At 72.9% G+C, this 24,753-nt stretch carries 17 protein-coding genes and 1 pseudogene; 11 read left to right on the forward strand and 7 right to left on the reverse strand.

The genetic code is table 11. From position 1 onward, the window contains the following. Positions 1-10: 10 nt before the first annotated feature. The 4 genes from ABZ576_RS14935 to ABZ576_RS14950 all read right to left on the reverse strand — a co-directional run bounded on the left by ABZ576_RS14935 (position 11) and on the right by ABZ576_RS14950 (position 4,272). The gene (locus tag ABZ576_RS14935) at positions 11-514 is read right to left on the reverse strand and encodes an ATP-binding protein (RefSeq protein WP_360739998.1); all 504 of its coding nucleotides are present in this window, start codon (positions 512-514) and stop codon (positions 11-13) included. Between the two features lie 299 nt (positions 515-813). Next, positions 814-1,581 carry an enoyl-CoA hydratase-related protein gene (locus ABZ576_RS14940; RefSeq protein WP_360740000.1) on the reverse strand — a complete coding sequence of 256 codons (768 nt, stop codon included), beginning with the start codon at positions 1,579-1,581 and terminating at the stop codon, positions 814-816. Positions 1,582-1,661: 80 nt separating this feature from the next. After that, positions 1,662-2,885, reverse strand: coding sequence for an Ig-like domain-containing protein (locus ABZ576_RS14945; RefSeq protein WP_360740077.1), 1,224 nt, complete (start codon positions 2,883-2,885; stop codon positions 1,662-1,664). Between the two features lie 163 nt (positions 2,886-3,048). Continuing rightward, positions 3,049-4,272 carry an Ig-like domain-containing protein gene (locus ABZ576_RS14950; RefSeq protein WP_360740002.1) on the reverse strand — a complete coding sequence of 408 codons (1,224 nt, stop codon included), beginning with the start codon at positions 4,270-4,272 and terminating at the stop codon, positions 3,049-3,051. Positions 4,273-4,506: 234 nt separating this feature from the next. On the opposite strand from ABZ576_RS14950, the gene glgX reads away from it, so the two are divergent. The 7 genes and pseudogenes from glgX to ABZ576_RS14985 all read left to right on the forward strand — a co-directional run bounded on the left by glgX (position 4,507) and on the right by ABZ576_RS14985 (position 12,236). After that, a complete protein-coding gene (gene glgX, locus ABZ576_RS14955) occupies positions 4,507-6,747 on the forward strand; it encodes a glycogen debranching protein GlgX (protein ID WP_360740004.1) in 2,241 nt (746 codons plus the stop codon). A 388-nt stretch (positions 6,748-7,135) separates the two neighbouring features. Then, positions 7,136-7,642 carry a SigE family RNA polymerase sigma factor gene (locus ABZ576_RS14960; RefSeq protein WP_360740006.1) on the forward strand — a complete coding sequence of 169 codons (507 nt, stop codon included), beginning with the start codon at positions 7,136-7,138 and terminating at the stop codon, positions 7,640-7,642. A 10-nt stretch (positions 7,643-7,652) separates the two neighbouring features. After that, entirely contained in the window at positions 7,653-8,354 is a 702-nt protein-coding gene (locus ABZ576_RS14965) for a hypothetical protein (protein WP_360740008.1), read from the forward strand. Between the two features lie 216 nt (positions 8,355-8,570). Then, positions 8,571-9,287: pseudogene (locus ABZ576_RS14970) on the forward strand (dolichyl-phosphate beta-glucosyltransferase); the annotation flags it as partial. Between the two features lie 29 nt (positions 9,288-9,316). Continuing rightward, the gene (locus ABZ576_RS14975) at positions 9,317-10,555 is read left to right on the forward strand and encodes a glycosyltransferase family 39 protein (protein WP_360740011.1); all 1,239 of its coding nucleotides are present in this window, start codon (positions 9,317-9,319) and stop codon (positions 10,553-10,555) included. 60 nt (positions 10,556-10,615) lie between these two features. Continuing rightward, positions 10,616-10,711, forward strand: coding sequence for a putative leader peptide (locus tag ABZ576_RS14980; RefSeq protein WP_360740014.1), 96 nt, complete (start codon positions 10,616-10,618; stop codon positions 10,709-10,711). A 118-nt stretch (positions 10,712-10,829) separates the two neighbouring features. Further along, positions 10,830-12,236: a sulfatase-like hydrolase/transferase gene (locus tag ABZ576_RS14985; RefSeq protein WP_360740016.1), complete on the forward strand. Its 1,407-nt coding sequence runs from the start codon at positions 10,830-10,832 to the stop codon at positions 12,234-12,236. 81 nt (positions 12,237-12,317) lie between these two features. Here ABZ576_RS14985 and ABZ576_RS14990 read toward each other — a convergent pair whose 3' ends face one another. Both ABZ576_RS14990 and ABZ576_RS14995 read right to left on the reverse strand, forming a co-directional pair. Further along, complete coding sequence (locus ABZ576_RS14990) at positions 12,318-14,177, reverse strand: ABC transporter ATP-binding protein (RefSeq protein WP_360740019.1); 1,860 nt, start codon at positions 14,175-14,177, stop codon at positions 12,318-12,320. Further along, on the reverse strand, positions 14,174-16,027 hold the full coding sequence (locus ABZ576_RS14995) for an ABC transporter ATP-binding protein (protein ID WP_360740022.1): 1,854 nt from the start codon (positions 16,025-16,027) through the stop codon (positions 14,174-14,176). Before ABZ576_RS14995 ends, ABZ576_RS14990 begins: the two co-directional genes overlap by 4 nt. A 446-nt stretch (positions 16,028-16,473) precedes the next feature. On the opposite strand from ABZ576_RS14995, the gene ABZ576_RS15000 reads away from it, so the two are divergent. The 3 genes from ABZ576_RS15000 to ABZ576_RS15010 all read left to right on the forward strand — a co-directional run bounded on the left by ABZ576_RS15000 (position 16,474) and on the right by ABZ576_RS15010 (position 21,008). Further along, positions 16,474-18,513 carry a M4 family metallopeptidase gene (locus ABZ576_RS15000; RefSeq protein ID WP_360740025.1) on the forward strand — a complete coding sequence of 680 codons (2,040 nt, stop codon included), beginning with the start codon at positions 16,474-16,476 and terminating at the stop codon, positions 18,511-18,513. 245 nt (positions 18,514-18,758) lie between these two features. Continuing rightward, on the forward strand, positions 18,759-20,414 hold the full coding sequence (locus ABZ576_RS15005) for a M4 family metallopeptidase (RefSeq protein WP_360740028.1): 1,656 nt from the start codon (positions 18,759-18,761) through the stop codon (positions 20,412-20,414). Between the two features lie 72 nt (positions 20,415-20,486). Further along, positions 20,487-21,008, forward strand: coding sequence for a DUF1990 domain-containing protein (locus tag ABZ576_RS15010; protein ID WP_360740031.1), 522 nt, complete (start codon positions 20,487-20,489; stop codon positions 21,006-21,008). Between the two features lie 73 nt (positions 21,009-21,081). On the opposite strand, the gene ABZ576_RS15015 is transcribed toward ABZ576_RS15010, so the two are convergent. Next, positions 21,082-23,700: a glycosyltransferase family 1 protein gene (locus ABZ576_RS15015; protein ID WP_360740033.1), complete on the reverse strand. Its 2,619-nt coding sequence runs from the start codon at positions 23,698-23,700 to the stop codon at positions 21,082-21,084. Positions 23,701-24,031: 331 nt separating this feature from the next. On the opposite strand from ABZ576_RS15015, the gene ABZ576_RS15020 reads away from it, so the two are divergent. Further along, on the forward strand, positions 24,032-24,753 hold a 722-nt coding region (locus ABZ576_RS15020), incomplete at its 3' end, for a maltotransferase domain-containing protein (RefSeq protein ID WP_360740036.1).

The following is a 24,753-nucleotide window of genomic DNA, read 5'->3' on the forward strand; positions in this document are numbered from 1 at the left end:
GAGACGCCCGCTAGCGGTCGGCGACCCGCATCTCGAACCAGGTCGTCTTGCCGCGCGGCAGCAGATCGACGCCCCAGCGGTCGGAGAGCTTGTCCACGAGGAACAGCCCGCGTCCGCTGACGTCCAGTTCCTGGACGGGCATCAGGCAGGGCAGCCCGCGGGAGGGGTCGCGCACCTCCACCCGGATCCAGCCGGGCCGGCGGCGCATCCGCAGCCCGAAGACGCGGGCTCCGGTGTGCCGTACGGCGTTGCCGACGAGCTCCGACACGAGCAGGACCGCGTCCTCGGCCAGTTTCGGGCTGAGCCGCCAGGTGCGCAGGACGACGACCTGGGCGAGCCGGCGGGCGGTGGCCGCGGACTCCGGGCGGGACGGCAGCGGCACTTCCGCTTCCGTGGGGTTGCCGAACAGTTCGAGCGCCTTGAGCGCCTGTTCGTCCTCGACCGCGGGCGACCAGCGTGCCGCGGCTGCACGGCCATGTCCCCGCGGCTGTTCGATGCCCTCCAGCCCCGCCATGCCCCCATGATGGCCGTCCGGAGCCGCCCCGGTGGCCGTTCCGGAGGAATACGCCCCCCGCACGCCCCCCGTGCGCGCCCGTCGGCCGTCATATGCCCTGGGCATGCCGTCCCCCGGCGCATCCCGGCTGACCAGCGGCGACGGCTCACTTCCGGGCAATCGACGGACTCCCTCGACGAGGCAGGTTTAAGGTTGCGTTAAGCCTCCCATAAACCGCCCCATCGAGGGACCCGGATAAGACGACGCGTCAATTACGCGCCGTCTGGCCGGACTTGAAGGGCCGCGCACGCGGCCGGCGGTCAGCGGAATTTCGCCTTGCCCGGCCCCTCCTCCACGAAGCTGCGCATGCCCCGCTCACGGTCCTCGGTGGCGAACAGGCCCGCGAACCAGTTCCGCTCCACGGCGAGGCCGGTGTCGATGTCGGTCTCCAGGCCGGTGTCGACGGACTCCTTGGCCGCGCGCAGCGCGATCGCCGGGCCCTGGGCGAGCTTCGCGGCCCAGGCGTGCGCCTGCTCGTACACCTCGGCGGCCGGAACGACCCGGTCCACCAGGCCGATCGCGAGGGCTTCGTCGGCCCGGACCTGACGGCCGGTGAAGATGAGGTCCTTGGCCTTGGACGGGCCGATCAGCCGGGGCAGCCGCTGGGTGCCGCCGGCGCCCGGGATCAGGCCGAGCAGGATCTCCGGCTGACCGAGCTTGGCGTTGTCGGCGGCGATGCGGTAGTCGGCGCACAGGGCCAGCTCGCAGCCGCCGCCGAGCGCGTAGCCGGTGACGGCGGCGACGACGGGCTTGGGAATGCGGGCCACGGCGGTGAAGGAGTCCTGGAGGGCCCGGGCGCGCAGGACCATCCCGGTGTGGTCCATGTCCTGCATCTCCTTGATGTCCGCGCCCGCCGCGAACACCCGCTCACCACCGTAGATCACCACGGCGCGCACGTCGTCGCGGCGCGTGGCCTCCTCGGCGAGCTCCTTGAGCCGGTCCTGGGTGGCGATGTCCAGCGCGTTCATCGGCGGCCGGTCCAGGCGCAGGGTGCCGACGCCTTCGGCGACTTCGAGAGAGACGGTCATGCAGGCCAGGTTAACGGGGACTAACGACGGCGGGCCCGGTGCCGTGGGTCACAGCACCGGGCCCGTACGTCAGCGGGGACTCACTTCTTCCAGTCGGCCCACGACATGTTCCAGCCGTTGAGGCCGTTGTCCGGGGCCACCGTGGCGTCGTGGGAGTTCTTCACGACGACCACGTCACCGATCATCGAGTGGTTGAAGAACCAGGCGGCCGGCACGGAGCCGTCGTAGCCGCCGCGCACGTCGCGCAGGCCCACGCAGCCGTGGCTGGCGTTGTAGTTGCCGAAGGCGCCGCCGCCCCAGTAGTTGCCGTGGATGAAGGTGCCGGAGGTGGTGAGGCGGATGGCGTGCGGGACGTCCTTGATGTCGTACTCGCCGCCGTAGCCGACCGTCTCGCCGTTCATGCGGGTGACGGTGAGCTTCTCGCTCATGACCATCTGGCCGTTCCAGGTGTCGTAGCCGGGCTTGCCGGTGGTGACCGGGAGGGTCTTGACGACCTTTCCGTCCTGGGTGACCTTCATCGTGTGCTTCTCGGCGTCCACGACCGAGACCTGGTTGCGGCCGATGGTGAACTTCACGGTCTTGCGCTGCTCGCCGTAGACGCCGTCGCGGCCCTCGACGCCGTCCAGGTTGAGGTCGACGGTGACCTTGGTGCCGGCCTTCCAGTACTTCTCGGGGCGGAAGTCCAGGCGGTCGTTGCCGAACCAGTGGCCCTCGACCTCGACGGCCGGCTCGGTCCTGATGCGGATGGCCTTCTCGACCGCGTCCGGGCTGGTGATGCCCCGGGTGAAACGCACGGAGAACGGCATGCCGACGCCGACCGTGGAGCCGTCCTCGGGGGTGAAGGTGCCGACGAAGGTGTTCTTCGGGGTGAGCGTCGTGAAGGTGGCGTCCTCGGCGGCCTCGCGGCCCTCGGAATCCTTGGCGACCGCGTGCACCGTGTACTTGGTGGCCGCCGCCAGATGGGTCGACGGCGTCCAGGAGGCGCCGCCGCCGGTGATGGCCCCGTCGACCTTCGCGCCCTCGTCGTCCTTGACGGTGACCTCGGTCAGCTTGCCCCGTGCGACGCTCACCCGGAGCGCGCCGCTGGTGTCGACGCCGGTGGCGCCGGACTTGGGCGAGATGCTCACGGCCGCCGTGGACTGCCCGCCCCGCGCGCCGCCCTCGCCCTCGCCCTTCCCGGAACCGGACCCGGTGTCCCCGCCCCCGCCGCACGCGGTGAGCGACAGCACCAGGGCGCCGGCTATGACTGCCAGTTCCCTACGGCCCCGCCGCACCTTCTCCGACGCCCCCGCCACAGGCCGCATGTTCAAGTTGTTCTCCCCTCGCCGGGCCTGGTCAGCCCGCTCCCCACCACACTGGTGCGCGCATATTAACTGCCAGGTTTCGAGAAGAACGTCCGGGGAAGGTCACCGTTCCGTCGCAAATCCCCGCGCGGTTACTTCGCCGCGCACCCCGCCCCCCACCTGGTCACTTCACCGCGCTGCCCGCTTTCCACTGCTTCCAGGGCATGTTCCACCCGCCGAGCCCGTTGTCGGGTGCGACCGTCCGGTCCTTGCTGTTCACCACTTCCACCACGTCACCGACGAGGCTGCGGTCGAAGAACCAGCCCGCCGGGGTGTCCGAGCCGCCGCCCTTGACGTCCGCCAGACCCACGCAGCCGTGGCTGACGTTGGACCGGCCGGGGGCGTCCGTGGCCCAGTAGTTGCCGTGCAGGAAGGTGCCGGAGTCGGTGAGCTTCATGGCGTGCGGGACGTCCGGGATGTCGTACTCGCCGCCGAAGCCGACCGTCCGGCTGTTCATGCGGGTGACCTCCAGCATGTCCATCACCACCATCTTCCCGTTGTACGTCGGGTGCTTGGGGGCGCCCGCGGTGATCGGGACGGTGGCGAGGAGCTGCCCGTCGCGCCGCACCTCCATGGTGTGCTTGGCCGCGTCGACCAGGGAGACCTGGCCGCGGCCGACGGTGAAGGAGAAGGTCTTGTCCTGCAGGCCGTAGACGCCGCGCGCGCCTTCGACGTCCCGCAGGTCCAGATCGACGGTGACCTCGGTGCCCGGCTTCCAGTAGTGCTCGGGGCGGAAGTCCAGGCGGCCCTTGCCGAACCAGTGCGGACGGATCTCGACGGGCGGCCGGGCGCTGACGCGGACCGCCCGTTCGACGGCGGCGCGGTTCTCGACCTCCCGGCTGAAGGAGAGCGAGACGATCATCCCGGTGCCGACGGTGGAGCGGTTCTCGGGAGTGACGTAGCCGATGAACCGCTGGTCGGGGACGTAGGTGGTGAACGTGGTGTGCCGGGCCGCGCGGCGGCCGTGGGAGTCCAGCGCGACCACGTCGACGGTGTACTTGGCGGCCAGCGCCAGCCGGTCCTCGTCGGGCCGCCAGCTCAGGCCGTCCTCGCTGACGCGCCCGGCCACCGGCGTGTCCTGCGCGTCCTGCGACCTGACGACGGTCACCTTCTCCAGGCGCCCGCCGGGCAGCCGGACGCGCAGCCGCCCGTCGGGGCGTACGTCCCTGCTGCCGTCGTCCGGGGTCACCCGGATGACCTCCTCGGGGGCCGGGGGCTCGACCAGTGCCCCGCCCATGCCCAGCGGCCCGGAGCCGCTCCCGGAGCAGCCCGCGAGCAGCCCCGTCCATGTCAGTACGGCGGCCAGCGCGGCCCCCGCGCGCCGTGCGCGTCCTTGTGCGTGCCTCACGCGGGACTCAACGACCGGGCCCGCTCCGGGGAAACGTGAGTGCGAGCCACGCATTGGGCAGAACAGAGGGAAGGACGACACGGCGGGGCGCCTCCCCCGAGGGGGCACCCCCAGCCCGGTTGGAGCCGTCGGGGCGCGGTCGTACCGGGTGGCCGGGGTGCCGGAACGCACCCCGGCCACTCGAACGCGGCCGGCCGCGCCCCTCGGGCGAGCCACTGAGAAGAGGGGCCGACAGTGACGAGCGCAGCCGAGCAGCGGGCACCGGCCGGGGAGCCGGCCGGGAGCGGGCAACCGGCGGCGGTGAACGGCGCCCGGCGTGCCGTACCGCCCGTCCCGGCCGTGTGGCCGGGCGCACCGACCCCGCTGGGGGCCCGGTTCCGGGTGGGTCCGGACGGGGTCGCGGGCACCAACTTCGCGCTGTGGGCGGCCGGGGCGGAGGCCGTCCGGGTCTGCCTGTTCGACGAGGGCGGCCGGGAGACGCGGATCCCGCTGACCGAACTGACGCACGAGATCTGGCACGGCTTCGTGCCCGGCGTGATGCCCGGACAGCGCTACGGCTACCGGGTGGACGGCCGCTGGGACCCGTGGACCGGTGCCCGCTGGAACCCGGCCAAGCTGCTGCTCGACCCGTACGCGCGCGCGGTGGACGGCGAGTTCGGCCTGCCGCCGGAGGTGTACGGGCACGTCCGGGACTGGCCGGAGCAGCAGGTGGCGGACACCGTGCGCGACGAGCGGGACTCGGCGCCGCACGTGCCGAAGGCGGTCGTCGTGCACGACGACGACGACTGGTCCGACGACCGCCGGCCCAAGACGCCGTGGGCGGACTCGGTCATCTACGAGCTGCACGTCCGGGGCTTCACCAGGCTCCACCCGGACATCCCCGAGGAACTGCGCGGCACCTACGCCGGGCTGGCGCACCCGGCCGCGATCGAGCACCTGGTGCGGCTCGGCGTCACCGCCGTGGAACTGCTGCCCGTGCACCAGTTCGCGCACGAGGACCACCTGCTGCGCCGGGGCCTGAAGAACTACTGGGGCTACAACTCCATCGGCTACTTCGCCCCGCACGCTGCCTACGCGGCCTCCGGTACGACCGGACAGCAGGTCGGCGAGTTCAAGCGGATGGTGCGCGCGCTGCACGCGGCCGGCATCGAGGTCATCCTCGACGTGGTCTACAACCACACCGCCGAGGCCGGCGAGCTGGGGCCGACACTGTCCCTGAAGGGCATCGACAACCGCGGCTACTACCGCCTCCAGCACGACGCCCGCCGGTACGCCGACTACACCGGCTGCGGCAACACCCTGCACGTCGTCCGGCCGCAGGTGCTGCGCCTGATCACGGACTCGCTGCGCTACTGGGTGACCGAGATGGGCGTGGACGGCTTCCGCTTCGACCTCGCGGCGGCGCTGGCCCGCTCGATGCACGACGTCGACATGCTCTCCCCGTTCCTGGCGGTGATCGCCCAGGACCCGGTGCTGCGCCGGGTGAAGCTGATCGCGGAGCCGTGGGACATCGGCTCCGGCGGCTACCAGGTCGGCGCCTTCCCGCCCCTGTGGACCGAGTGGAACGACCGCTACCGCAACGCCGTGCGGGACTTCTGGCGGCACGCCCTGCCCGACGTGCGGGAGATGGGCTACCGCCTCTCCGGCTCCAGCGACCTGTACGCCTGGGGCGGCCGCCGCCCGTACGCCTCCGTCAACTTCGTCACCGCGCACGACGGTTTCACCCTGCGCGACCTGGTGTCGTACGAGAGCAAGCACAACGAGGCCAACGGCGAGAACAACCGGGACGGCACACACGACAACCGCTCCTGGAACTGCGGGGCGGAGGGCGAGACCGACGACGAGGGCGTACGGGCGCTGCGCCGCCGGCAGCTGCGCAACCTGCTCACGACCCTGCTGCTGTCCACCGGCGTGCCCATGCTGGTCGCCGGCGACGAACTCGGCCGCACCCAGCGCGGCAACAACAACGCCTACTGCCAGGACAACGAGATCAGCTGGCTGGACTGGTCGCTGCTGGAGCAGCCGGGCTGGCGGGCGCTGTGCGACCTGACCTCGCGGCTGATCGCGCTGCGCCACCGGCACCCGGTGCTGCGCCGCCGGGCCTTCTTCTCCGGGCGGTCCCAGACCGCGGACGGGCTGCGCGACCTGGCCTGGTTCACCGCGCGGGGGGCGGAGATGACCGAGGGCGACTGGTACGCGCCCGCGGCCACGCTCGGCATGTACCTGTCCGGGCGGGACATCCCGGGGCGGGACGAGCGGGGCGCCCCGGTGGTGGACGACAGCTTCCTCGCGGTACTGCACGCGGGCGACCGGCCGACCGGCTTCGTCCTGCCGGGGCCGCCGTGGGCGGAGCGCTACGAGGTGGTCGTGGACACCTCGGCGGAGGAGCAGGCGGAGGCACCCGGTACGGTGCACCGCGCGGGGACGGAGATCACGGTGCCGGCCCGGGCGGTGCTGCTGCTCAGGGTGGCCTGACTCCGCGCCGGTGCTGCTGCTGAGGGTGGCCTGACACCACGGCCGGTGCTGCCGCTCCGGAGCGCCGACACCACGGCCGGTGCTGCCGCTCGGGGTCGCCCGCCACCACGCCGGTGCTGCCGCCCGGGGTCGCCCGCCACCACGCCGGTGCTGCCGCCCGGAGGTCCCCCGTCACCACGCCGGTGCTGCCGCCCGGAGGTCCCCCGGCGCCACGGCCGTGCGGTCCGCCCGGGCCTCCTGAGAACGCCGCCAGGGCGGTGCGCAAGACTTCCCGGGGCCTGTGTGCCGGCTGTGCGTGACGCGGATCACGTCCTCCGGGTGCAGCGCGGGCGGGGTTCCAGGGCCTTTCCCCTGGTGTGAAGAGCCGGCGAGAACGGGGACCGTGGGGATGGAGCAGACCAGGGCCGGTGAGTACGACGCGTTCGTGGCGGCCCGCTGGTCGGTGTTGTTCCATCTGGCCCGTCTGCTCACCGGAGGGGACCGGCACCGTGCCGAGGACCTGCTGCAGGAGTCCTTGGTCAAGCTGTGGTTCGTCTGGCCGAAGGTCGCCGACGAGGCCCCGGAGGCGTACGTGCGCAAGGTGCTGGCGCGGGCCGCGGCCCGTTCGGCCCGGCGGCGCTGGTGGGGCGAGCGGCCCGTGGAGCAGCTGCCCGACGTGGTGGCGGCCGGGGACATGTCGGCGACCGTGGCCGAGCGCTCCCGGCTGGAGGCGGCCCTCGCGCAGCTGACCCCGCAGCAGCGGGCCGCCGTGGTCCTGCGCTACTACCAGGACCTGCCGGACCGGCAGGTCGCACAGACCCTGGGCTGCCCGGTGGGCACCGCCCGGTCCCATGCCGCGCGCGGGGTGGCCCGGCTGCGCCGGCTCCTGGCCGACGTCATCGAGCCGGTGGGGTGAGGGAGAACCCATGGACCACATGGACCACATGGACCACACGGATCGCACAGACCACACGGACCGCCTCGACGGGACGGACGGCACCGGTCACACCGGCCGGTCCGGCGCGACGGACGGCACCGGTCACCCGGAACACCTGGACCGCTTCGAGCGGCAGCTGACCCGGCTCATGCACCAGGAGGGGCAGCCGGCGTCCTTCGAGTCCCGGCACCGGGAGGCGCTGCGCGCCGGCGTGCGGGCCCGGCGCCGGGTGCGTACGGCGCGCCGGGCCGCCGGTTCCGTCCTGGCGGTGGCCGGGGCCGGCCTGGCGCTGCTGCTGTGGCCGCACGGCCACACCGGCGACCGGCCCACCGCACCGCTCCCCCGGCCGATGGTCAGCCCGGCGCCGAGCACCTCACCGTCGACGGCGGCGCCGACCGAGTCGCCGGACGCGCCGTCGTCACCCTCCTCGGCGTCCTCGGCGTCCTCGGCGTCGGCGTCCTCGGCGTCCCCGCCGGATGCGACACCGACGGACCGTCCCACGCCGTACGACACCCCCACGGCCTCGGAGCCGCCCGAGGCCCGCCGGAGTTCGCCCACCGCCACGCACCCGCCGGCGTCGGCCACCTCCGACACCCGGGGCGACAGCACCACGCCGCCCGCCACGGCACGGGCCGACGCGACCGTCGAACCGTCGGACGAGCCCTCCTCGGTGGTCGGTACGGCCGACTAGCGCGCTCTGCTCCGCCTCCCTGCCGCCCTCCCTCCCTCCCGCCCACCCGCTTCCCTCCCTCCCGCCCACCCGCTTCCCTCCCTCCCGCCCGCCCGCTTCCCTCCCTCCCGCCCGCCCGCGGCCCTGCCCGGCACTCCAGAACACACGGGGACCCACGTGACACACATCCGACCGAGCCGGCCACCCGCCCCGGCACCGGCGCCCGGGCGCGCACCCCTGCGGACGCCCCAGGACGAGCCCGTCCTGGACGTGGCCGTACCGGTGTTCAACGAGGAGAAGGACCTGGAACCCAACGTCCGGCGGCTGCACACGCATCTGCGGGACACCTTCCCCTACCCGTTCCGGATCACCATCGCCGACAACGCGAGCACCGACCGGACCCCGGCCATCGCCGCGCGGCTGGCCGCCGAACTCCCCGAGGTGACCTCGCTGCGGCTGCCCGAGAAGGGCCGCGGCCGGGCCCTGCGGGCGGCCTGGTCGGGCTCCCGCGCACCCGTGCTGGCCTATCTCGACGTGGACCTGTCCACCGGGCTCACGGCGCTGCTGCCGCTGGTCGCCCCGCTCATATCCGGCCACTCCGACCTGGCCATCGGCACCCGGCTGGCACCCGGCGCCCGGGTGGTGCGCGGCACCAAGCGCGAGGTCATATCCCGCTGCTACAACGTCCTGCTGCGCTGCACCCTCTCGGTGGGCTTCTCCGACGCGCAGTGCGGCTTCAAGGCGGTCCGGCGCGAGACGGCCGAGCGGCTGCTGCCGCTGGTGCGGGACGGGGAGTGGTTCTTCGACACGGAGCTGCTGGTGCTCGCCGAGCGGGCGGGCCTGAGGATCCACGAGGTGCCGGTGGACTGGGTGGACGACCCGGACAGCAGCGTCGACATCCTCGCCACCGCGCTGGCGGACCTGCGCGGGATCGCCCGGATGCGGCGCAGCCTGGGCGGGCGCCGGCCGGGGCGGGTGACCCGGTGACCGCGACCCTGCCCCGCCCGCGGGCGACGGCCGGCGGCGCCGCGCCGGGCTCCCGGCTGCGGGCCGCCGCCCGCCGGCACGGACCGGTCCTCGCCATGTTCGGCGCGCTGAAGCTGGCCGGTTTCTGCTCCTTCATGTACCTGCTGTCCTCCTCCGGGGACTACCGCGGCAAGCACCCCCGGTTCGGCGGCGGCGCGCACGCCTGGGACGTGCTGGCCACCTGGGACGGCTGGTGGTACCAGCAGATCGCGCTGCACGGCTACGACCCGAAACTCGTCCCGGTCCCGGGCGCCACCGGCCTGATCACGATCGAGGGCAACTCCGCGGCGTTCTTCCCGCTCTACCCGGCGCTGATCCGGCTGACCTCGACGCTCACCGGCCTCGGTTCGTACGGCGCCGGGCTGCTGGTCTCGATCGTCGCCTCCTTCGCCGCCGCCCTCGGCGTCTACGCGATCGCCGAGCGGTTCGGCGGCCGGCGCGGCGGGCTCGCGGCGGCCGGGCTCTGGGCGGTGTGGCCGGGCTCGGGCGTGGAGTGGGCGGTCTACTCCGACTCCCTCTACGTGGCACTGGCCGCCTGGGCCTGCCACGCCGTCCTGACCCGCCGCTGGCTCACCGCCGGCCTGCTCACCTTCGCGGCCGGACTGAACCGGCCCACCGCAGCCGCCCTGATCGCCGCGCTCGGGGTGGCCGCGCTGCTCTCCCTGCGCCGCCGCGAGGACGGCACGCTGCGCCCGGTGCTGGCCATGGCCCTGGCACCGCTGGGACTCTTCGGCTACCTGCTGTGGGTCGGCAACCGCATGGGCGACCTGGGCGGCTACTTCAAGCTCCAGTCCGGGGCCTGGGCGCACGAGTTCGACTACGGCGAGCAGACCTGGGACGTGCTGACGTCCGTGCCGGTGGGCAAGTTCGACTACCTCTTCGCGTACCCCTTCGCGGACGTCATCTCCGTCGGTGTCATCCTGCTCGCCTGCGCCCTGCTGCCGCTGCTGCTGCGGCTGCGCCCGCCGGCGGTGCTGGTGCTCTACACCGTGCTCACCCTCGTCCTGGTCCTCGGCAGCCAGCAGATCGTCGCCAACATCTCCCGCTACCTGCTGCCCTGCTTCCCGCTGTTCCTGCCGCTCGCGGTCGCGATGCGCCGGCTGAGCCTGCCCGTGCAGTGCACGCTGCTGGGCATCGCGGCCCTGGCCTCCGGCTCGTACGCCGGCTACGCGCTCTTCGAGCTGGGGGTGCCGTGATCCCGCCTGGTGGACGGCGTCTTGACGGTTCCCGCGGACGCCTGGCACCGTCCTGTGATCATGAGGCCTGCCACGGAACACGGATGCGCGTACGTCGCGCTCGTGGAGCGGCGCCACGTCGACCTGTGCCGGCAGTCCAGCGCCATCTGTCGCTGACCCGCGGTCGCGTCCGCACCCGCCTCCCCTCCCTCCTCATCTCCCCCTTCGCGTTTCCCCTCCTTTCCTTCGCCCCGCCGTGCCCCGCCCCGGGGCACGGCTGTTCTGAGGATCCCTCATGCCCGACTTGTCACGCCGTTCCTTCGGCGGGCTGCTCGGCGGCGGCGCGGTCTCCGCCGTCGCCGGTGCCGCGAGCCCCGCGGACGCCGCGCCCGCCGAACGCCCCTTCCGGGCCCGTACCGGAGCCGCCGCCAAGACCCGTCCCAACTTCCTGGTCATCCTCGGTGACGACCTCGGCTGGGCCGACCTGTCCTGCTACGGCGCCCCGCACATCAAGACCCCGCACCTGGACCGGCTCGCCCGCCAGGGAGTGCGGTTCACCGACGCCTACTCCGGCTCGGCGACCTGCTCGCCGACCCGCTTCAGCCTCTACACCGGCCGCTACCCGGGCCGTACCGCGGGCGGCCTCGCCGAACCCGTGGCGAACCGGTCCCAGGGCCTGGACCCGGACCACCCCACCGTCGCCTCCCTGCTGAAGGAGGCGGGCTACGCGACCGCCCTCATCGGCAAGTGGCACTGCGGCTGGCTGCCCGACCACAGCCCCACCAAGTCCGGCTGGGACGAGTTCTTCGGCAACTTCGGCGGGGTGCTGGAGTACTTCTCCAAGCTCGGCCAGCTCGGCACGTACGACCTGTACGAGGGCGACGCCGAATACCGGGACCTGCGCTACTACACCACCGTCCTGACCGAGCGGGCCGTGGAGTACGTCGGCCGGGACCACCGCCGGCCCTGGCTGCTGAACCTCAACTTCACCACCCCGCACTGGCCCTGGCTCGCCGAGGGGGACGAGGAGACCGGCGCCGTGATCGCCGCGCGGATCCGAGCCGCGAGGACACCGGCGGAGGTGACCCGGGCCCTCAACCACTACGACGGTGGTTCGGTCGCCAAGTACGCCGAGATGGTGCGCAGCCTGGACGCGGCCGTCGGCGAGGTGCTGGCCGCGCTGCGCCGCTCCGGTCAGGAGGAGAACACGCTGGTGCTGTTCGCCAGCGACAACGGCGGTGAGCGCTGGTCCTACCAGTGGCCGCTGAGCGGCGAGAAGTCCCTCCTGCGGGAGGGCGGCATCCGGGTGCCGGCCATCCTGCGCTGGCCCGCCCGGGTCGACGGCCGCCAGGTGAGCCACGAGCCGAACTTCTCCCCCGACTGGACCGCGACCCTGCTGGAGCTGGGCGGCGCCCGCCCCGACCCCTCCTACCCGCTGGACGGCACCAGCCTCGCGGGCTACCTGCTGCGCGGCGAGGAACCGCCCGAGCGGGACCTGTTCTGGCGGGTGCGGGCGAACCGGGCGCTGCGCCGCGGCCACTGGAAGTACTACCAGGACGCCGACGGCACCGACCACCTCTTCGACCTCGCGGCCGACCTGCGCGAGCAGGCCGACCTGGGGCCGGACCGGCCGGAGCTGCTGGCCGAGCTGAAGGCGGCGTGGGAGCGGATCGCGAGCGGTCTGCTGCCGTACCCCGGCTGAGCGGCCGGTGTCCCAGGGGGCCTCTCGCCGGTCGGGCCGGACCAGCGGGCCGGGAGCCCGGCCTGACCGGCGGGACACCCCCTAGGCGAGGCTGTCCCGCCACGCGCGGTGGAGATCCGCGAACCGGCCGGAGCCGGCGATGAGATCGGCCGGGCGGCCGTCCTCGACGATCCGGCCGTGCTCCATGACCAGCACCCGGTCCGCGATCTCCACCGTGGACAGCCGGTGCGCGATCACCACGGCGGTGCGGCCCCGCAGCACCGTCGACATCGCCCGCTGCACCGCCCGCTCGCCGGGGACGTCCAGCGAGCTGGTGGCCTCGTCCAGGATCAGCACCGCCGGGTCGGCGAGCAGTGCGCGGGCGAAGGCGACCAGCTGGCGCTGCCCGGCGGAGATGCGTCCGCCGCGCTTGCGGACGTCGGTGTCGTAGCCGTCGGGCAGGGCGCTGATGAACTCGTGGGCGCCGATCGCCTTCGCGGCCCGCTCGATCTCCTCCCGGCCGGCGTCGGGCCGGCCGATCGCGATGTTGTCGGCGATCGTGCCGGAGAACAGGAACGCCTCCTGCGTCACCATGACCACCCCGCGCCGCAGCTCCTGCATCGACAGCTCGCGCAGGTCCACGCCGTCCAGCAGCACGCGTCCGGCGGACGGGTCGTAGAAGCGGGCGAGCAGCTTGGCCAGGGTGGACTTGCCCGCGCCGGTGGAGCCGACGACCGCGACCGTCTGCCCGGCCGGCAGGGTCAGGTCGAAGCGGGGCAGCACCTCGCCGCCGGTGCGGTAGCCGAAGGCGACCGAGTCGAAGACGACCTCGCGGCCCGGGGAGCCGCCCGTGGACGGCGGGAGAGCGCGGGGAACGGCCGGCTCCGGCACGGACGGCGTCTGCGCCAGCAGGCCGGCGATCTTCTCCAGGGAGGCGGCGGCCGACTGGTAGGAGTTCAGGAACATGCCGAGCCGGTCGATCGGGTCGTAGAGCCGGCGCAGGTAGAGCACCGCCGCCGCCAGCACACCCAGCGCCAGCGAGCCGGACGCCACCCGGTGGGCGCCCCACAGCACGATCGCCGCGACCGCCGTGTTGGCCACCAGCCGGGAGCCGACCACATAGCGGGCCATCTCCAGCAGCGAGTCGCCGTTGGTGCGCTCGTGCCGCTCGTTCAGCACCGCGAACTCGGCGTCGTTCGCGGCCTCCCGGCGGAAGGCGCGCACCGGGCGGATGCCGTTCATCGTCTCCGTGAACTTCACGATCACCGCCGCGATCGCCGTGGACCGGGCCCGGAACACCCGCCCCGCGCGCCGCCGGTAGAGCCGGACGAGCAGGTACAGCGGTACGAAGGAGGCCACGGCGAGCGCGCCCAGGCCGAGGTCCAGCCAGAGCAGCAGCGCCGAGATGTAGACGAAGGACAGCACGACGGTCACCAGTTCCTGGAGGCCCTCGTCGAGGAGTTCGCGCAGCGACTCGACGTCCGTGGTGGACCGGGAGATCAGCCGGCCCGAGGTGTACCGCTCGTGGAAGTCGACGCTCAACGCCTGCGCGTGCCGGAAGATGCGCCCCCTGAGGTCCAGCAGCACGTCCTGGCTGACCCGGGCGGAGGTCTCGATGAACGCGAACTGCAGCACCCCGGAGGCGAGGGCGCACAGCAGGTAGCCGACGGCGACCGCGGTCAGCGGGCCGTGCCGGTGGTCCCGGAACGCGGGCACGGCGGTGTCGAGGGCGTACGCCACCAGCAGCGGTCCCGCCTGCGCCACGGCCTGCTGGAGCAGCAGCAGGAGCGTGGCGAGCGCGGCCCGGGCCTTCCTGGGCGCGAGCAGCGAGCGCAGCAGGGCGGCCGTGGCGCCGGGCGGGGCGGGCAGGACGTCCCGGTCGAAGGAGTCGCCCGCGCCCCGGGGCCGGCCGGGTTCGTCGTCGTCGGCGACGGCGGGGGCGGAGGCGGTCGTGGTGGTCAACGGGAGTCCTCCTGTTCCCCGGACATCAGGTGGGCGTACTCGGCGTTGTCGCGCAGCAGTTCCTGGTGGGTGCCGACGGCGGCGATCCGGCCGCCCGAGAGCAGGGCCACCCGGTCGGCGAGCAGCACCGTGGACGGGCGGTGGGCCACGATCAGCGCGGTGGTGTCGGCGAGGACCCGGCGCAGCGCGGCCTCCACGGCGGCCTCCGTGTGCACGTCCAGGGCGGACAGCGGGTCGTCCAGCACCAGGAACTCGGGCCGGCCGACCACCGCGCGGGCCAGTGCCAGGCGCTGGCGCTGGCCGCCGGAGAGGCTGAGGCCCTGTTCCCCGACGCGGGTGTCGGTGCCCTGCGGGAGCGCGTGCGCGAAGTCGGCCTGGGCGATGGCGAGGGCCCGGTCCAGCTCCGCCTTCCCGGCGCCGTCCGGGGCGCCCATGAGGACGTTCTCGCCGACGCCGGCGGAGAACAGCGTGGGTTCCTCGAAGGCCATGGCGACCCTGGAGCGCAGTTCCGCGCGGGGCATCGCCCGGATGTCCACGCCGTTCAGCGTGATCCGGCCCGCGGTGACCTCGTGCAGCCGGGGGACGAGGGCGGTGAGCGTGGTCTTGCCGCTGCCGGTGGCCCCGACCAGGGCCATGGACTCGCCGGGGCGGATGTGCAGGTCGATGTGGGCGAGGAGGGGCGGGGAGCCGGGGTCGGCGTCGGGGTGGCGGAAGCGGACGCCTTCGAAGCGGAGGCCGCCGGAGCCCGTCCGGCCGGGGGCGGTGGTGTCCGCCCCGTCCCACCGCTCCTCCGGCGCCCCGTCCCACCGCTCCTCCGGCGCCCCGTCCCACCGCTCCTCCGGCGCCCCGTCCCACCGCTCCTCCGGCGCCTCGTCCATCACCTCGAAGAACCGCTCCGTGGCCGTGGCCGCCTCCTGGCTCATCGCCAGCAGGAACCCGATCGAGTCCACCGGCCACCGCAGGGCGAGTGCCGTGCTCAGGAAGGCGACCAGCGTGCCCGCGGACAGGTCGCCGTCGGCCACCCGCACCGCGCCGAGGGCCAGCGCCGCCCCGATCGCCACCTCCGGCAGGGCCACGATGACCCCCCAGATGGTGGCCAGCAGACGCGCCTTGCGCAGTTCGGTGCCCCGCAGCCGGCCCGCCAGGGCGCGGAAGGCACGGGCCTGGCTGCGGTGGCGGCCGAAGCCCTTGACGACACGGATGCCGAGCACGCTCTCCTCGACCACCGTCGTCAGGTCCCCGACCTGGTCCTGGGCCAGCCGCGCCACGTCCGCGTACCGCCGTTCGAAGACCACGCAGGTCCACAGGACGGGGACGGCGGGACCGAGGATGACCAGCCCCAGCACCCAGTCCTGCACCAGCATGATCACCAGACCGGCGAGGATGGTGACGCCGTTGACGAGCAGGAACGTCAGCGGGAAGGCCAGGAACAGGCGCAGCAGCATCAGGTCGGTGGTGGCGCGGGAGAGCAGCTGCCCGGAGGCCCAGCGGTCGTGGAAGGCGACGGGCAGCCGCTGGAGGTGGCGGTAGAGGCCGGCCCGCATCTCCGCCTCGACGTGCGCCAAGGGGCGGGCGACGAGCCGGCGCCGTACGCCGAACAGGACCGCCTCGGCGGTGCCGAGCAGGAGCAGGTACAGCGCGCCGAGCCACACGCCCGCCGGGTCGCGGTCCGCGACCGGCCCGTCGACCAGCCACTTCAGGACCAGCGGGATCACCAGGCCGGTGCACGAGGCGACGACCGCGATGAACGCGGCGGTGAACAACCGCGCGCGGACGGGCCGGACGTACGGCCACAGCCGCACCAGGGTGCGGACGGCCGAACGGTCGGTGGTTGCACGTGTCGTGGGCATCAGTCGCGAGCGTACGGACCGCCGCCGACGGCGCCCACCGAGTTTCGGCCCAACCGGGCGTGCCGACCGGGTCGGGTGACAGCCACTCAGCCGTCCCGTATCCGGTGGAGCGGCCGTGCACGGCCCCTGGCGGCCGTCCCCGGCGGGAGGACCGCCGTCCCCCACAGGCGACGGCAGCCGCCCCAACAGTTCGCATAGCGAACATGAACATCCGGTCAACGGACCATTTCCGGCCAACTTTGTGACGCGGTCCTGACAGGTGGCGAGATCTCCTGCCACTCTTCCCAGGCCGACTCACAGCAACCCCACAGTTTCCGCACGTCTGCCGAGCCGGCTCCGCACCTGCACGTGGCTTTCGCGTAACGCCCTGTTCTGCCCGGACGTCCCAACCCACCGTCCGGTCTCCCCTGGCCGCGCGACCCGCGGTCACGCAGAAGGAGTCAGTGTTGAGAAGCAATTCCTCTCGCGGACGCACCTCCCACATCACGCCCCGCAGAACCGCCACCGTCGCCCTCGCCGGTGTCGCCGCCCTCATCGCCGCCGCCGTCCAGTCCGGCCCGGCCGGCGCCGCGCCGGCGGCGCCCCTGGCGGGGAAGCCGGACCCGGCCCACGTCGCGGTCAAGCTCACGCCTTCGCAGCGCGCCGAGCTGATCCGCCACGCCGACGCCGGCGCGGCCGCCACCGCCCGCTCGATCGGGCTGGGCGCGAAGGAGAAGCTGGTCGTCCGGGACGTCGTCAAGGACGCCGACGGCACCCTGCACACCCGGTACGAGCGGACGTACGCGGGTCTGCCGGTGCTCGGCGGCGACCTCGTCGTGGCCACCTCCCGCGCGGGCAAGACCATGGAGGTCGTCAGGGCGACCGGCGCGACGCTGAAGGTCACCGGGCTGACCCCGGCGGTGTCGAAGGCCGCGGCCGAGAAGCAGGCCGTGCAGCGGGCGAAGGCACTCGGCGGGACGAAGTCGGCCGCGGACAGCGTCCGGAAGGTCGTCTGGGCCGGCTCCGGCAAGCCCGTCCTCGCCTACGAGACGGTCGTCGGCGGCCTCCAGCACGACGGCACCCCGAACGAACTGCACGTCGTCACCGACGCCGCCACCGGCAAGAAGCTCTACGAGTACCAGGCCGTCCGGAACGGCATCGGCAACACCCAGTACAGCGGGCAGGTCACGCTGACCACGACGCAGTCGGGCTCGACGTACACGCTCACCGACGGGGCGCGCGGCAGCCACAAGACGTACAACCTGAACCGCGGCACCTCGGGCACCGGCACCCTGTTCTCGCAGAGCAGCGACACCTGGGGCAACGGCACCACCTCGAACGCGGCGACCGCGGGCGCGGACGCCCATTACGGCGCCGCGGTCACCTGGGACTTCTACAAGAGCTCCTTCGGCCGCAGCGGCATCAAGAACAACGGCGTCGGCGCCTACTCGCGCGTGCACTACGGCAACGCGTACGTGAACGCGTTCTGGAGCGACAGCTGCTTCTGCATGACCTACGGCGACGGCTCGGGCAACGCCAAGCCGCTGACCGCGATCGACGTCGCCGGCCACGAGATGAGCCACGGCGTCACCGCCGCCACCGCGAACCTCACCTACAGCGGTGAGTCCGGCGGCCTGAACGAGGCCACCTCGGACATCTTCGGCACCGGCGTGGAGTTCTTCGCCAACAACAGCTCGGACGTCGGCGACTACCTCATCGGCGAGAAGATCGACATCAACGGCAACGGCACCCCGCTGCGCTACATGGACAAGCCCAGCAAGGACGGCTCGTCCAAGGACAACTGGTACTCGGGCATCGGCGGGATCGACGTGCACTACTCGTCCGGCCCCGCGAACCACTTCTTCTACCTGCTGAGCGAGGGCAGCGGCGCCAAGGTCGTCAACGGCGTCAGCTACAACTCGCCGACGGCGGACGGCCTTCCGGTCACCGGCATCGGCCGGGACAAGGCGCTCCAGATCTGGTACCGGGCGCTGACCACCAAGTGGACGTCCACCACCAACTACGCGGGCGCCCGCACCGGCACGCTGGCGGCGGCCGGCGAGCTGTACGGCACCACCAGCACCGAGTACAAGGCCGTGCAGGACGCCTGGGCGGGCGTCGCAGTCGGCGCGCGCTCCGGTGGCGGGGGCGGCGGCGGCACGTCGTACGAGAGCAGCACGCCGGTGTCCGTGCCGGACAACGGAGCGGCCGTCACCTCGGACATCACCGTCTCCGGCCGGAGCGGGAACGCGCCGGCCAACCTCCAGGTGAGCGTCGACATCACGCACACCTGGCGGGGTGACCTGGTGATCGACCTCGTCGGCCCGTCGGGCACCGCCTACCGGCTGAAGAACTTCAGCTCCTCGGACTCCGCGGACAACGTGACCGAGACCTACACGGTCAACGCCTCCGCCGAATCGGCCAACGGCACCTGGAAACTGCGGGTACAGGATCAGGCCACGTACGACACCGGAACGATCAACAGCTGGAAGCTGACCTTCCCGTAAACCGCATGCCACTGGCCCGGGATCACGGCGCTGTCCGAGGGTGGGTCACCCTCGGACAGCGCCCGTTTACATCGTGGAAACGTTCACCTGACAGTCGAGTTTCAGCCAACATCACTTCGGGGTCCTGACATGTACGCGCCCCTGATGTCAGGCTCTCTCCACCCGCCGCAGCACAGCAACTTCACCACCCCACAGCCGGCCAGTAACCCCACGCTGACCGGACTCCCCACGAGAAGGAGCTTTCCTTGAGCCCCCTCTACGCGCGTCACAAGCGCACCACTCTGGCCATCGCCACCGCTGTCGCCGCCGGAGCCCTGCTCGCCACCGGAGTGAGCACCAGCGCCACCGCCCAGACCCCGGCCGGATCCGCCGCCGCCAAGCCCCTGGCCGCCGCTCCGACCGCGCTGTCCGCCGCGGCCCGCACCACCCTGATCCACGACGCCCAGGCCGACGCCGCCCAGACCGCCCAGGAGATAGGTCTCGGCGCCAAGGAGAAGCTGGTCGTCAAGGACGTCGTCAAGGACGCCGACGGCACCCTGCACACCCGCTACGAGCGCACCTACGCGGGCCTGCCCGTGCTCGGCGGCGACCTGATCGTCCACACCGCCAAGTCCGGCAAGACCCAGGGCGTCACCAAGGCGATCAAGTCGGCCCTCAAGCCGGCCTCGCTCACGCCGCGGATCACCGCCGCCAAGGCGGAGAAGCAGGCGGTGTCCGCCGCCAAGACGCTCGGCTCCACCAAGACCGCCGCGGACGGCGCCCGCAAGGTGATCTGGGCCGGCTCCGGCAAGCCCGTCCTCGCCTACGAGACGATCGTCGGCGGCTTCCAGGACGACGGCACCCCCAACCAGCTGCACGTCATCACCGACGCCGCCACCGGCAAGAAGCTCTACGAGTACCAGGGCATCGAGACCGGCACCGGCAAGAGCCTGTACTCGGGCACGGTCGCCCTGAACACGTACCAGTCCACGTCGTACCAGCTCTACGACACGACGCGCGGCGGCCACAAGACGTACAACAAGGCGCACGGCACCAGCTCCACCGCCGGCACCCTGTTCACGGACGCCGACGACGTCTGGGGCACCGGTACGGCCTCCAGCTCCACCAGCGACCAGACCGCGGCCGTCGACGCCGCCTACGGCGCGCAGACGACCTGGGACTTCTACAAGTCCACCTTCGGCCGCAGCGGCATCAAGAACGACGGCAAGGCCGCCTACTCCCGCGTGCACTACGGCAACCAGTACGTCAACGCGTTCTGGGACGACAGCTGCTTCTGCATGACGTACGGCGACGGCGAGGGCAACGTGAACCCCCTCACCTCGCTCGACGTCGCCGGCCACGAGATGAGCCACGGTGTCACCTCCAACACCGCCGGCCTCAACTACTCGGGCGAGTCCGGCGGCCTGAACGAGGCCACCTCGGACATCTTCGGCACGGGTGTGGAGTTCTTCGCGGCCAACTCCAACGACGTCGGTGACTACCTCATCGGCGAGGAGATCGACATCAACGGCGACGGCAGCCCGCTGCGCTACATGGACAAGCCCAGCAAGGACGGCGGCTCCGCCGACTACTGGTCCTCCTCCGTCGGCAGCAAGGACGTGCACTACTCGTCCGGTGTCGCCAACCACTTCTTCTACCTGCTGGCCGAGGGCAGCGGCGCGAAGACGATCAACGGCGTGAGCTACAACTCGCCGACCTACAACGGCTCCACCGTGACCGGCATCGGCCGCGCCAAGGCGCTCCAGATCTGGTACAAGGCGCTGACCACGTACATGACGTCGACGACCAACTACAAGGCCGCCCGCACGGCGACCCTGAACGCGGCGTCCGCGCTGTACGGCTCCACCAGCACCGAGTACAAGGCGGTCGCCGCGGCCTGGTCCGCGGTCAACGTCGCCTGACGACCGCCGGAAACGAGCGAGGGCGGCACCCGGGAGGAAGGCTCCCCGGGTGCCGCCCTACCCTTGTGACCCATGTCCTCGGCGCCCTTCACCTACGAGCCGGTCGGTGCGACCCGCGACGACCTGACGTTCTGCCCGCCCGGCTTCCACCCCATGCTGGTCCGCACCCGTCTCGGCGAGGGCCGGGAGGTGTTCCGGCGAGCCGCCGAGGCGGTCATGACCTGGCGGATGCACCGCGCCCTGGGCGTCGGCATCGACGCCACCGCCGACCGCGCGGCCCCCGGCGTCGACGTCACGGTCAGCCTGGCCGGCGTCGTCAAGGCCCCCTGCCGCATCGTCTGGACGGCCGAGGAACCCCGCCGCGCCGGCTGGGCCTACGGCACCCTCGAAGGCCACCCCGAGACCGGCGAGGAGGCCTTCGTGGTCGACCGCACCGGCGACGGCACGGTCTGGCTCACGGTCGCCGCGTTCAGCCGGGCGGCGAAGTGGTACTCCCGCGCGGGCGGCCCGGCGACCCGCGGCCTGCAGCACGCCTACGCCCGCCGCTGCGGCAAGGTCCTGCGCGAACTGGCCGCCCAGGACCCCGCCGGCTGAAACCGCACCACGAAAGCCCCCGGGCCCGGGGACGCGGCATCCGGCAGCCCACCGGCGTGTGTGCGCGCGACGGTCAGCGCAGCAGCATGCCCGCCCCCTCCACCACCTCCTGGGACGGGACCGCGACCAGGCCCAGTTCGGTGCCGGAGGCGAGGAGGGGGTGGGTGGGGAGGATGCGGACCGTGTAGCCGTAGGGGCCGGTGCGGTCCAGGGACAGCGGGCCCTCGTAGACGAGGCGGCCCTCCAGGTCGGGGGCGCCGGCCGCTTTCAGCGGGACGACCGTGGCGTCGGTGATGCGGTCCTCCGCGTCCACCCGGCCGGACACCGCCTGCACCTCCACGTCGTCCGGGCCGAGGTCGCCCAGTGCCACCCGGACCCGCAGCCCCAGGGTGCTGCCCAGCTCCGCCGTCGCCGTCGTGGCGGTCGTCTCGACGTGGTCGACGCTCACCCCCCGCCAGGCGGCCCGCGTCCGCGCCTTCCACTCGGCGAGGTCCCGGGCGGTGTCCGGGGTCAGCGTGCGGTGCGCCCGCGCGGCCGGGGCGTAGAGCCGGTCGACGTACTCGCGGACCATGCGGCCGGCCAGCACCTTCGGGCCGAGCAGCGCCAGGGTCTGGCGGACCATCTCGATCCACCGGTCGGGCAGCCCGCCCCGCCCGCGCTCGTAGAAGCGCGGCGCGATCCGCTGTTCGAGCAGGTCGTACAGGGCCGCCGCCTCGATGTCGTCCCGGCGGTCGGGGTCGGTGCCGGCGCCGTCGGCGGTCGGGATGGCCCAGCCGAAGTCCGGCTGAAACCACTCGTCCCACCAGCCGTCCAGCACCGAGAGGTTGAGGCAGCCGTTGAGCGCGGCCTTCATCCCGCTCGTGCCGCAGGCCTCCAGCGGCCGCAGCGGGTTGTTCAGCCAGACGTCACAGCCCGGGTAGAGCTTCTGCGCCATCGCCATGCCGTAGTCGGGCAGGAAGACGATCCGGTGCCGCACCCGCGGGTCGTCCGCGAACCGGACCAGCTCCTGCACCAGCCGCTTGCCGCCGTCGTCCGCCGGGTGCGCCTTGCCCGCGACCACGATCTGCACCGGCCGCTCCGGATGCAGCAGGAGGTCCATCAGCCGGTCCGGGTCGCGCAGCATCAGCGTCAGCCGCTTGTACGACGGCACCCGGCGGGCGAACCCGATCGTCAGCACATCGGGGTCCAGGACGTCGTCGATCCAGCCCAGCTCCGCGTTCCCGGCACCCCGTTGCCGCCAGGACACCCGCAGCCGCTCGCGCACCTCCAGCACCAGCTGCTCGCGCAGGGTGCGGCGCAGCTCCCAGATCTCCTGGTCCGCGATGTCCGCGACCGCGTCCCAGCGCTCGGAGCCGCCGACGGACAGCGCGTCCTCGGTCCGCTGCGCGCCGATCTGCCGGGCCCCGAGCCGCAGCACCTCCGGCGCCACCCAGGTCGGCGCGTGCACCCCGTTGGTCACGGAGGTGATCGGGACCTCCTCGGGGTCGAATCCCGGCCAGAGCCCCGCGAACATGCCCCGGCTGACCTGCCCGTGCAGCAGCGACACCCCGTTGGCCCGCTGGGCCAGCCGGAGCCCCATCACGGCCATGTTGAACAGGTTCGGCTCGCCGCCCGGATAGGTCTCCATGCCCAGCGCCAGGATCCGCTGCACGTCGATGCCGGGCAGTTCGGCGTCCGGGCCGAAGTGCCGGCCGACCAGCTCGCGGTCGAAGCGGTCGATGCCGGCCGGGACCGGGGTGTGGGTGGTGAACACCGTCCCGCCCCGCACGGCCTCCAGCGCCGAGTCGAAGTCCAGTCCCCGGGCGCACAGTTCGGCGATCCGCTCCAGGCCGAGGAAGCCCGCGTGCCCCTCGTTGGTGTGGAACACCTCCGGCTCCGGGTGACCGGTGAGCCGGCAGTACGTCCGCACGGCCCGCACACCTCCTATGCCGAGCAGCATCTCCTGGAGCAGCCGGTGCTCGCTGCCGCCGCCGTAGAGCCGGTCGGTCACCCCGCGTTCGCCGTGGTCGTTCTCCTCCACGTCCGAGTCGAGCAGCAGCAGCGGCACCCTGCCGACCCGGGCCAGCCAGATCCGGGCGTGCAGCGCCGTGCCGCCCGGGAGCGCGAGGGAGACCTGCGCCGGGGTGCCGTCGGGCTCGTTCAGCCGGGTGAGCGGCAGCTCGTTGGGGTCCAGGACCGGATAGTGCTCCTGCTGCCAGCCGTCCCGGGAGAGGGTCTGCCGGAAGTACCCGTGCCGGTACAGCAGTCCCACTCCGATCAGGGGTACGCCGAGGTCGCTGGCGGCCTTCAGGTGGTCGCCGGCGAGGATGCCGAGGCCGCCGGAGTACTGCGGGAGCGCGGCCGTGATGCCGAACTCGGGCGAGAAGTAGGCGACGGCGGCGGGCAGCCCGTCGGCCTGCTGCTGGTACCAGCGGTCGCCGGTCAGGTAGTCGTCGAGGTCGTCGGCGGCCGCGGTGAGACGGCGCAGGAACCGCCGGTCCCCGGCCAGCTCGGCCAGCCGGGCCGGGCGCACGCTGCCCAGCAGCCGTACCGGGTCGCCCCCCGCCGTCGCCCAGACCTCGGGGTCGACGGACTGGAACAGGTCGCGCGTTTCCGCATGCCAGGACCAGCGCAGATTGCGCGCCAGGTCGCTCAGCGGCCGGAGGGGTTCGGGGAGTACGGGACGGACGGTGAACCGACGGATCGCCTTCACATTCCACCTCGGACGCGTCGCGGGGTGAGACGCACGGCGCCGTACGTCTCGTCGTCTCCTCCGACGGTAGTGGTTACCGCGCGGTCGGTGGGGACGTACCCGCCGGGGGTGTCGGATGGCGTCAAGTCCCGGTCACCGGGCACCCGGACGATGGGGCCGGTCTTGTGCGTAGACATACGCGTGAGTAGTTAACACAGTGCCGGGTTGCCCACCCGAGCCGGGTGGGAAGGCTCCTCCGGTACACACCCCACAGGCGCACCACAGCACACCCGCAGGACCCACCTCCCCATGTCCATCCGCCACACCCACGTCGAAGCGGACAGGAGCGGTCATGCCCGCCACGCACCACTCGTCAGCACCCGTGACGACCAGCAAGGCCACGACAGCAGGAACAGCGGCACCAGCAGGCAGGACGACGGACGGGAAGGGCGCGCCGCTGCCCGGCGCCGCCGGTCCGCCCGGCGCCGGGCAGCGGTCGTCCCCGGACGCGGCCACCGCCCTCGGCCGCATTCCCGTCCTCGACGTACGTCCCGTGGTCCAGCACGGCCGCAGGCCCGCCAAGGCCGTGACCGGGGAGTCGTTCGAGGTGTCCGCCACCGTGTTCCGGGAGGGCCACGACGCCGTCGCGGCGAACGTGGTGCTGCGGGACCCGGCGGGCCGGCCGGGCCCCTGGACCCCGATGCGGGAACTCGCCCCGGGCACCGACCGCTGGGGCGCCACCGTCACCGCGGGCGAACCCGGCCACTGGACCTACACGGTGGAGGCGTGGTCGGACCCGCTCACCACCTGGCGGCAGCACGCCCGGATCAAGATCCCGGCCGGACTCGACACCGGTCTGGTCCTGACGGAGGGCGCCGAGCTGTACGAGCGTGCCGCCGCCGGAGTCCCGGAAGAAAGCCGGCGGCCCGTGCTGGACGCGGTGGCGGCCCTGCGCGACGAGAACCGCCCGGCCGCCTGGCGGCTCGCGGCGGCGCTGGCGCCGGAGGTGACGGAGGTCCTGGCCCGCCACCCGCTGCGGGAGCTGGTGACGGCCTCCGACCCGATGCCGCTGCT

It is taken from the genome of Streptomyces sp. NPDC013455 (assembly GCF_040632975.1).
Taxonomy (GTDB): Bacteria; Actinomycetota; Actinomycetes; order Streptomycetales; family Streptomycetaceae; genus Streptomyces.

What these genes read in the sequence shown, in the direction of transcription:
- ABZ576_RS14935 (WP_360739998.1), bottom strand. Translation starts at nt 514, where the DNA reads ATGGCGGGGCTGGAGGGCATCGAACAGCCGCGGGGACATGGCCGTGCA.
- ABZ576_RS14940 (WP_360740000.1), bottom strand. Translation starts at nt 1,581, where the DNA reads ATGACCGTCTCTCTCGAAGTCGCCGAAGGCGTCGGCACCCTGCGCCTG.
- ABZ576_RS14945 (WP_360740077.1), bottom strand. Translation starts at nt 2,885, where the DNA reads ATGCGGCCTGTGGCGGGGGCGTCGGAGAAGGTGCGGCGGGGCCGTAGG.
- ABZ576_RS14960 (WP_360740006.1), top strand. Translation starts at nt 7,136, where the DNA reads ATGGAGCAGACCAGGGCCGGTGAGTACGACGCGTTCGTGGCGGCCCGC.
- ABZ576_RS14965 (WP_360740008.1), top strand. Translation starts at nt 7,653, where the DNA reads ATGGACCACATGGACCACATGGACCACACGGATCGCACAGACCACACG.
- ABZ576_RS14980 (WP_360740014.1), top strand. Translation starts at nt 10,616, where the DNA reads ATGAGGCCTGCCACGGAACACGGATGCGCGTACGTCGCGCTCGTGGAG.
- ABZ576_RS14985 (WP_360740016.1), top strand. Translation starts at nt 10,830, where the DNA reads ATGCCCGACTTGTCACGCCGTTCCTTCGGCGGGCTGCTCGGCGGCGGC.
- ABZ576_RS14995 (WP_360740022.1), bottom strand. Translation starts at nt 16,027, where the DNA reads ATGCCCACGACACGTGCAACCACCGACCGTTCGGCCGTCCGCACCCTG.
- ABZ576_RS15010 (WP_360740031.1), top strand. Translation starts at nt 20,487, where the DNA reads ATGTCCTCGGCGCCCTTCACCTACGAGCCGGTCGGTGCGACCCGCGAC.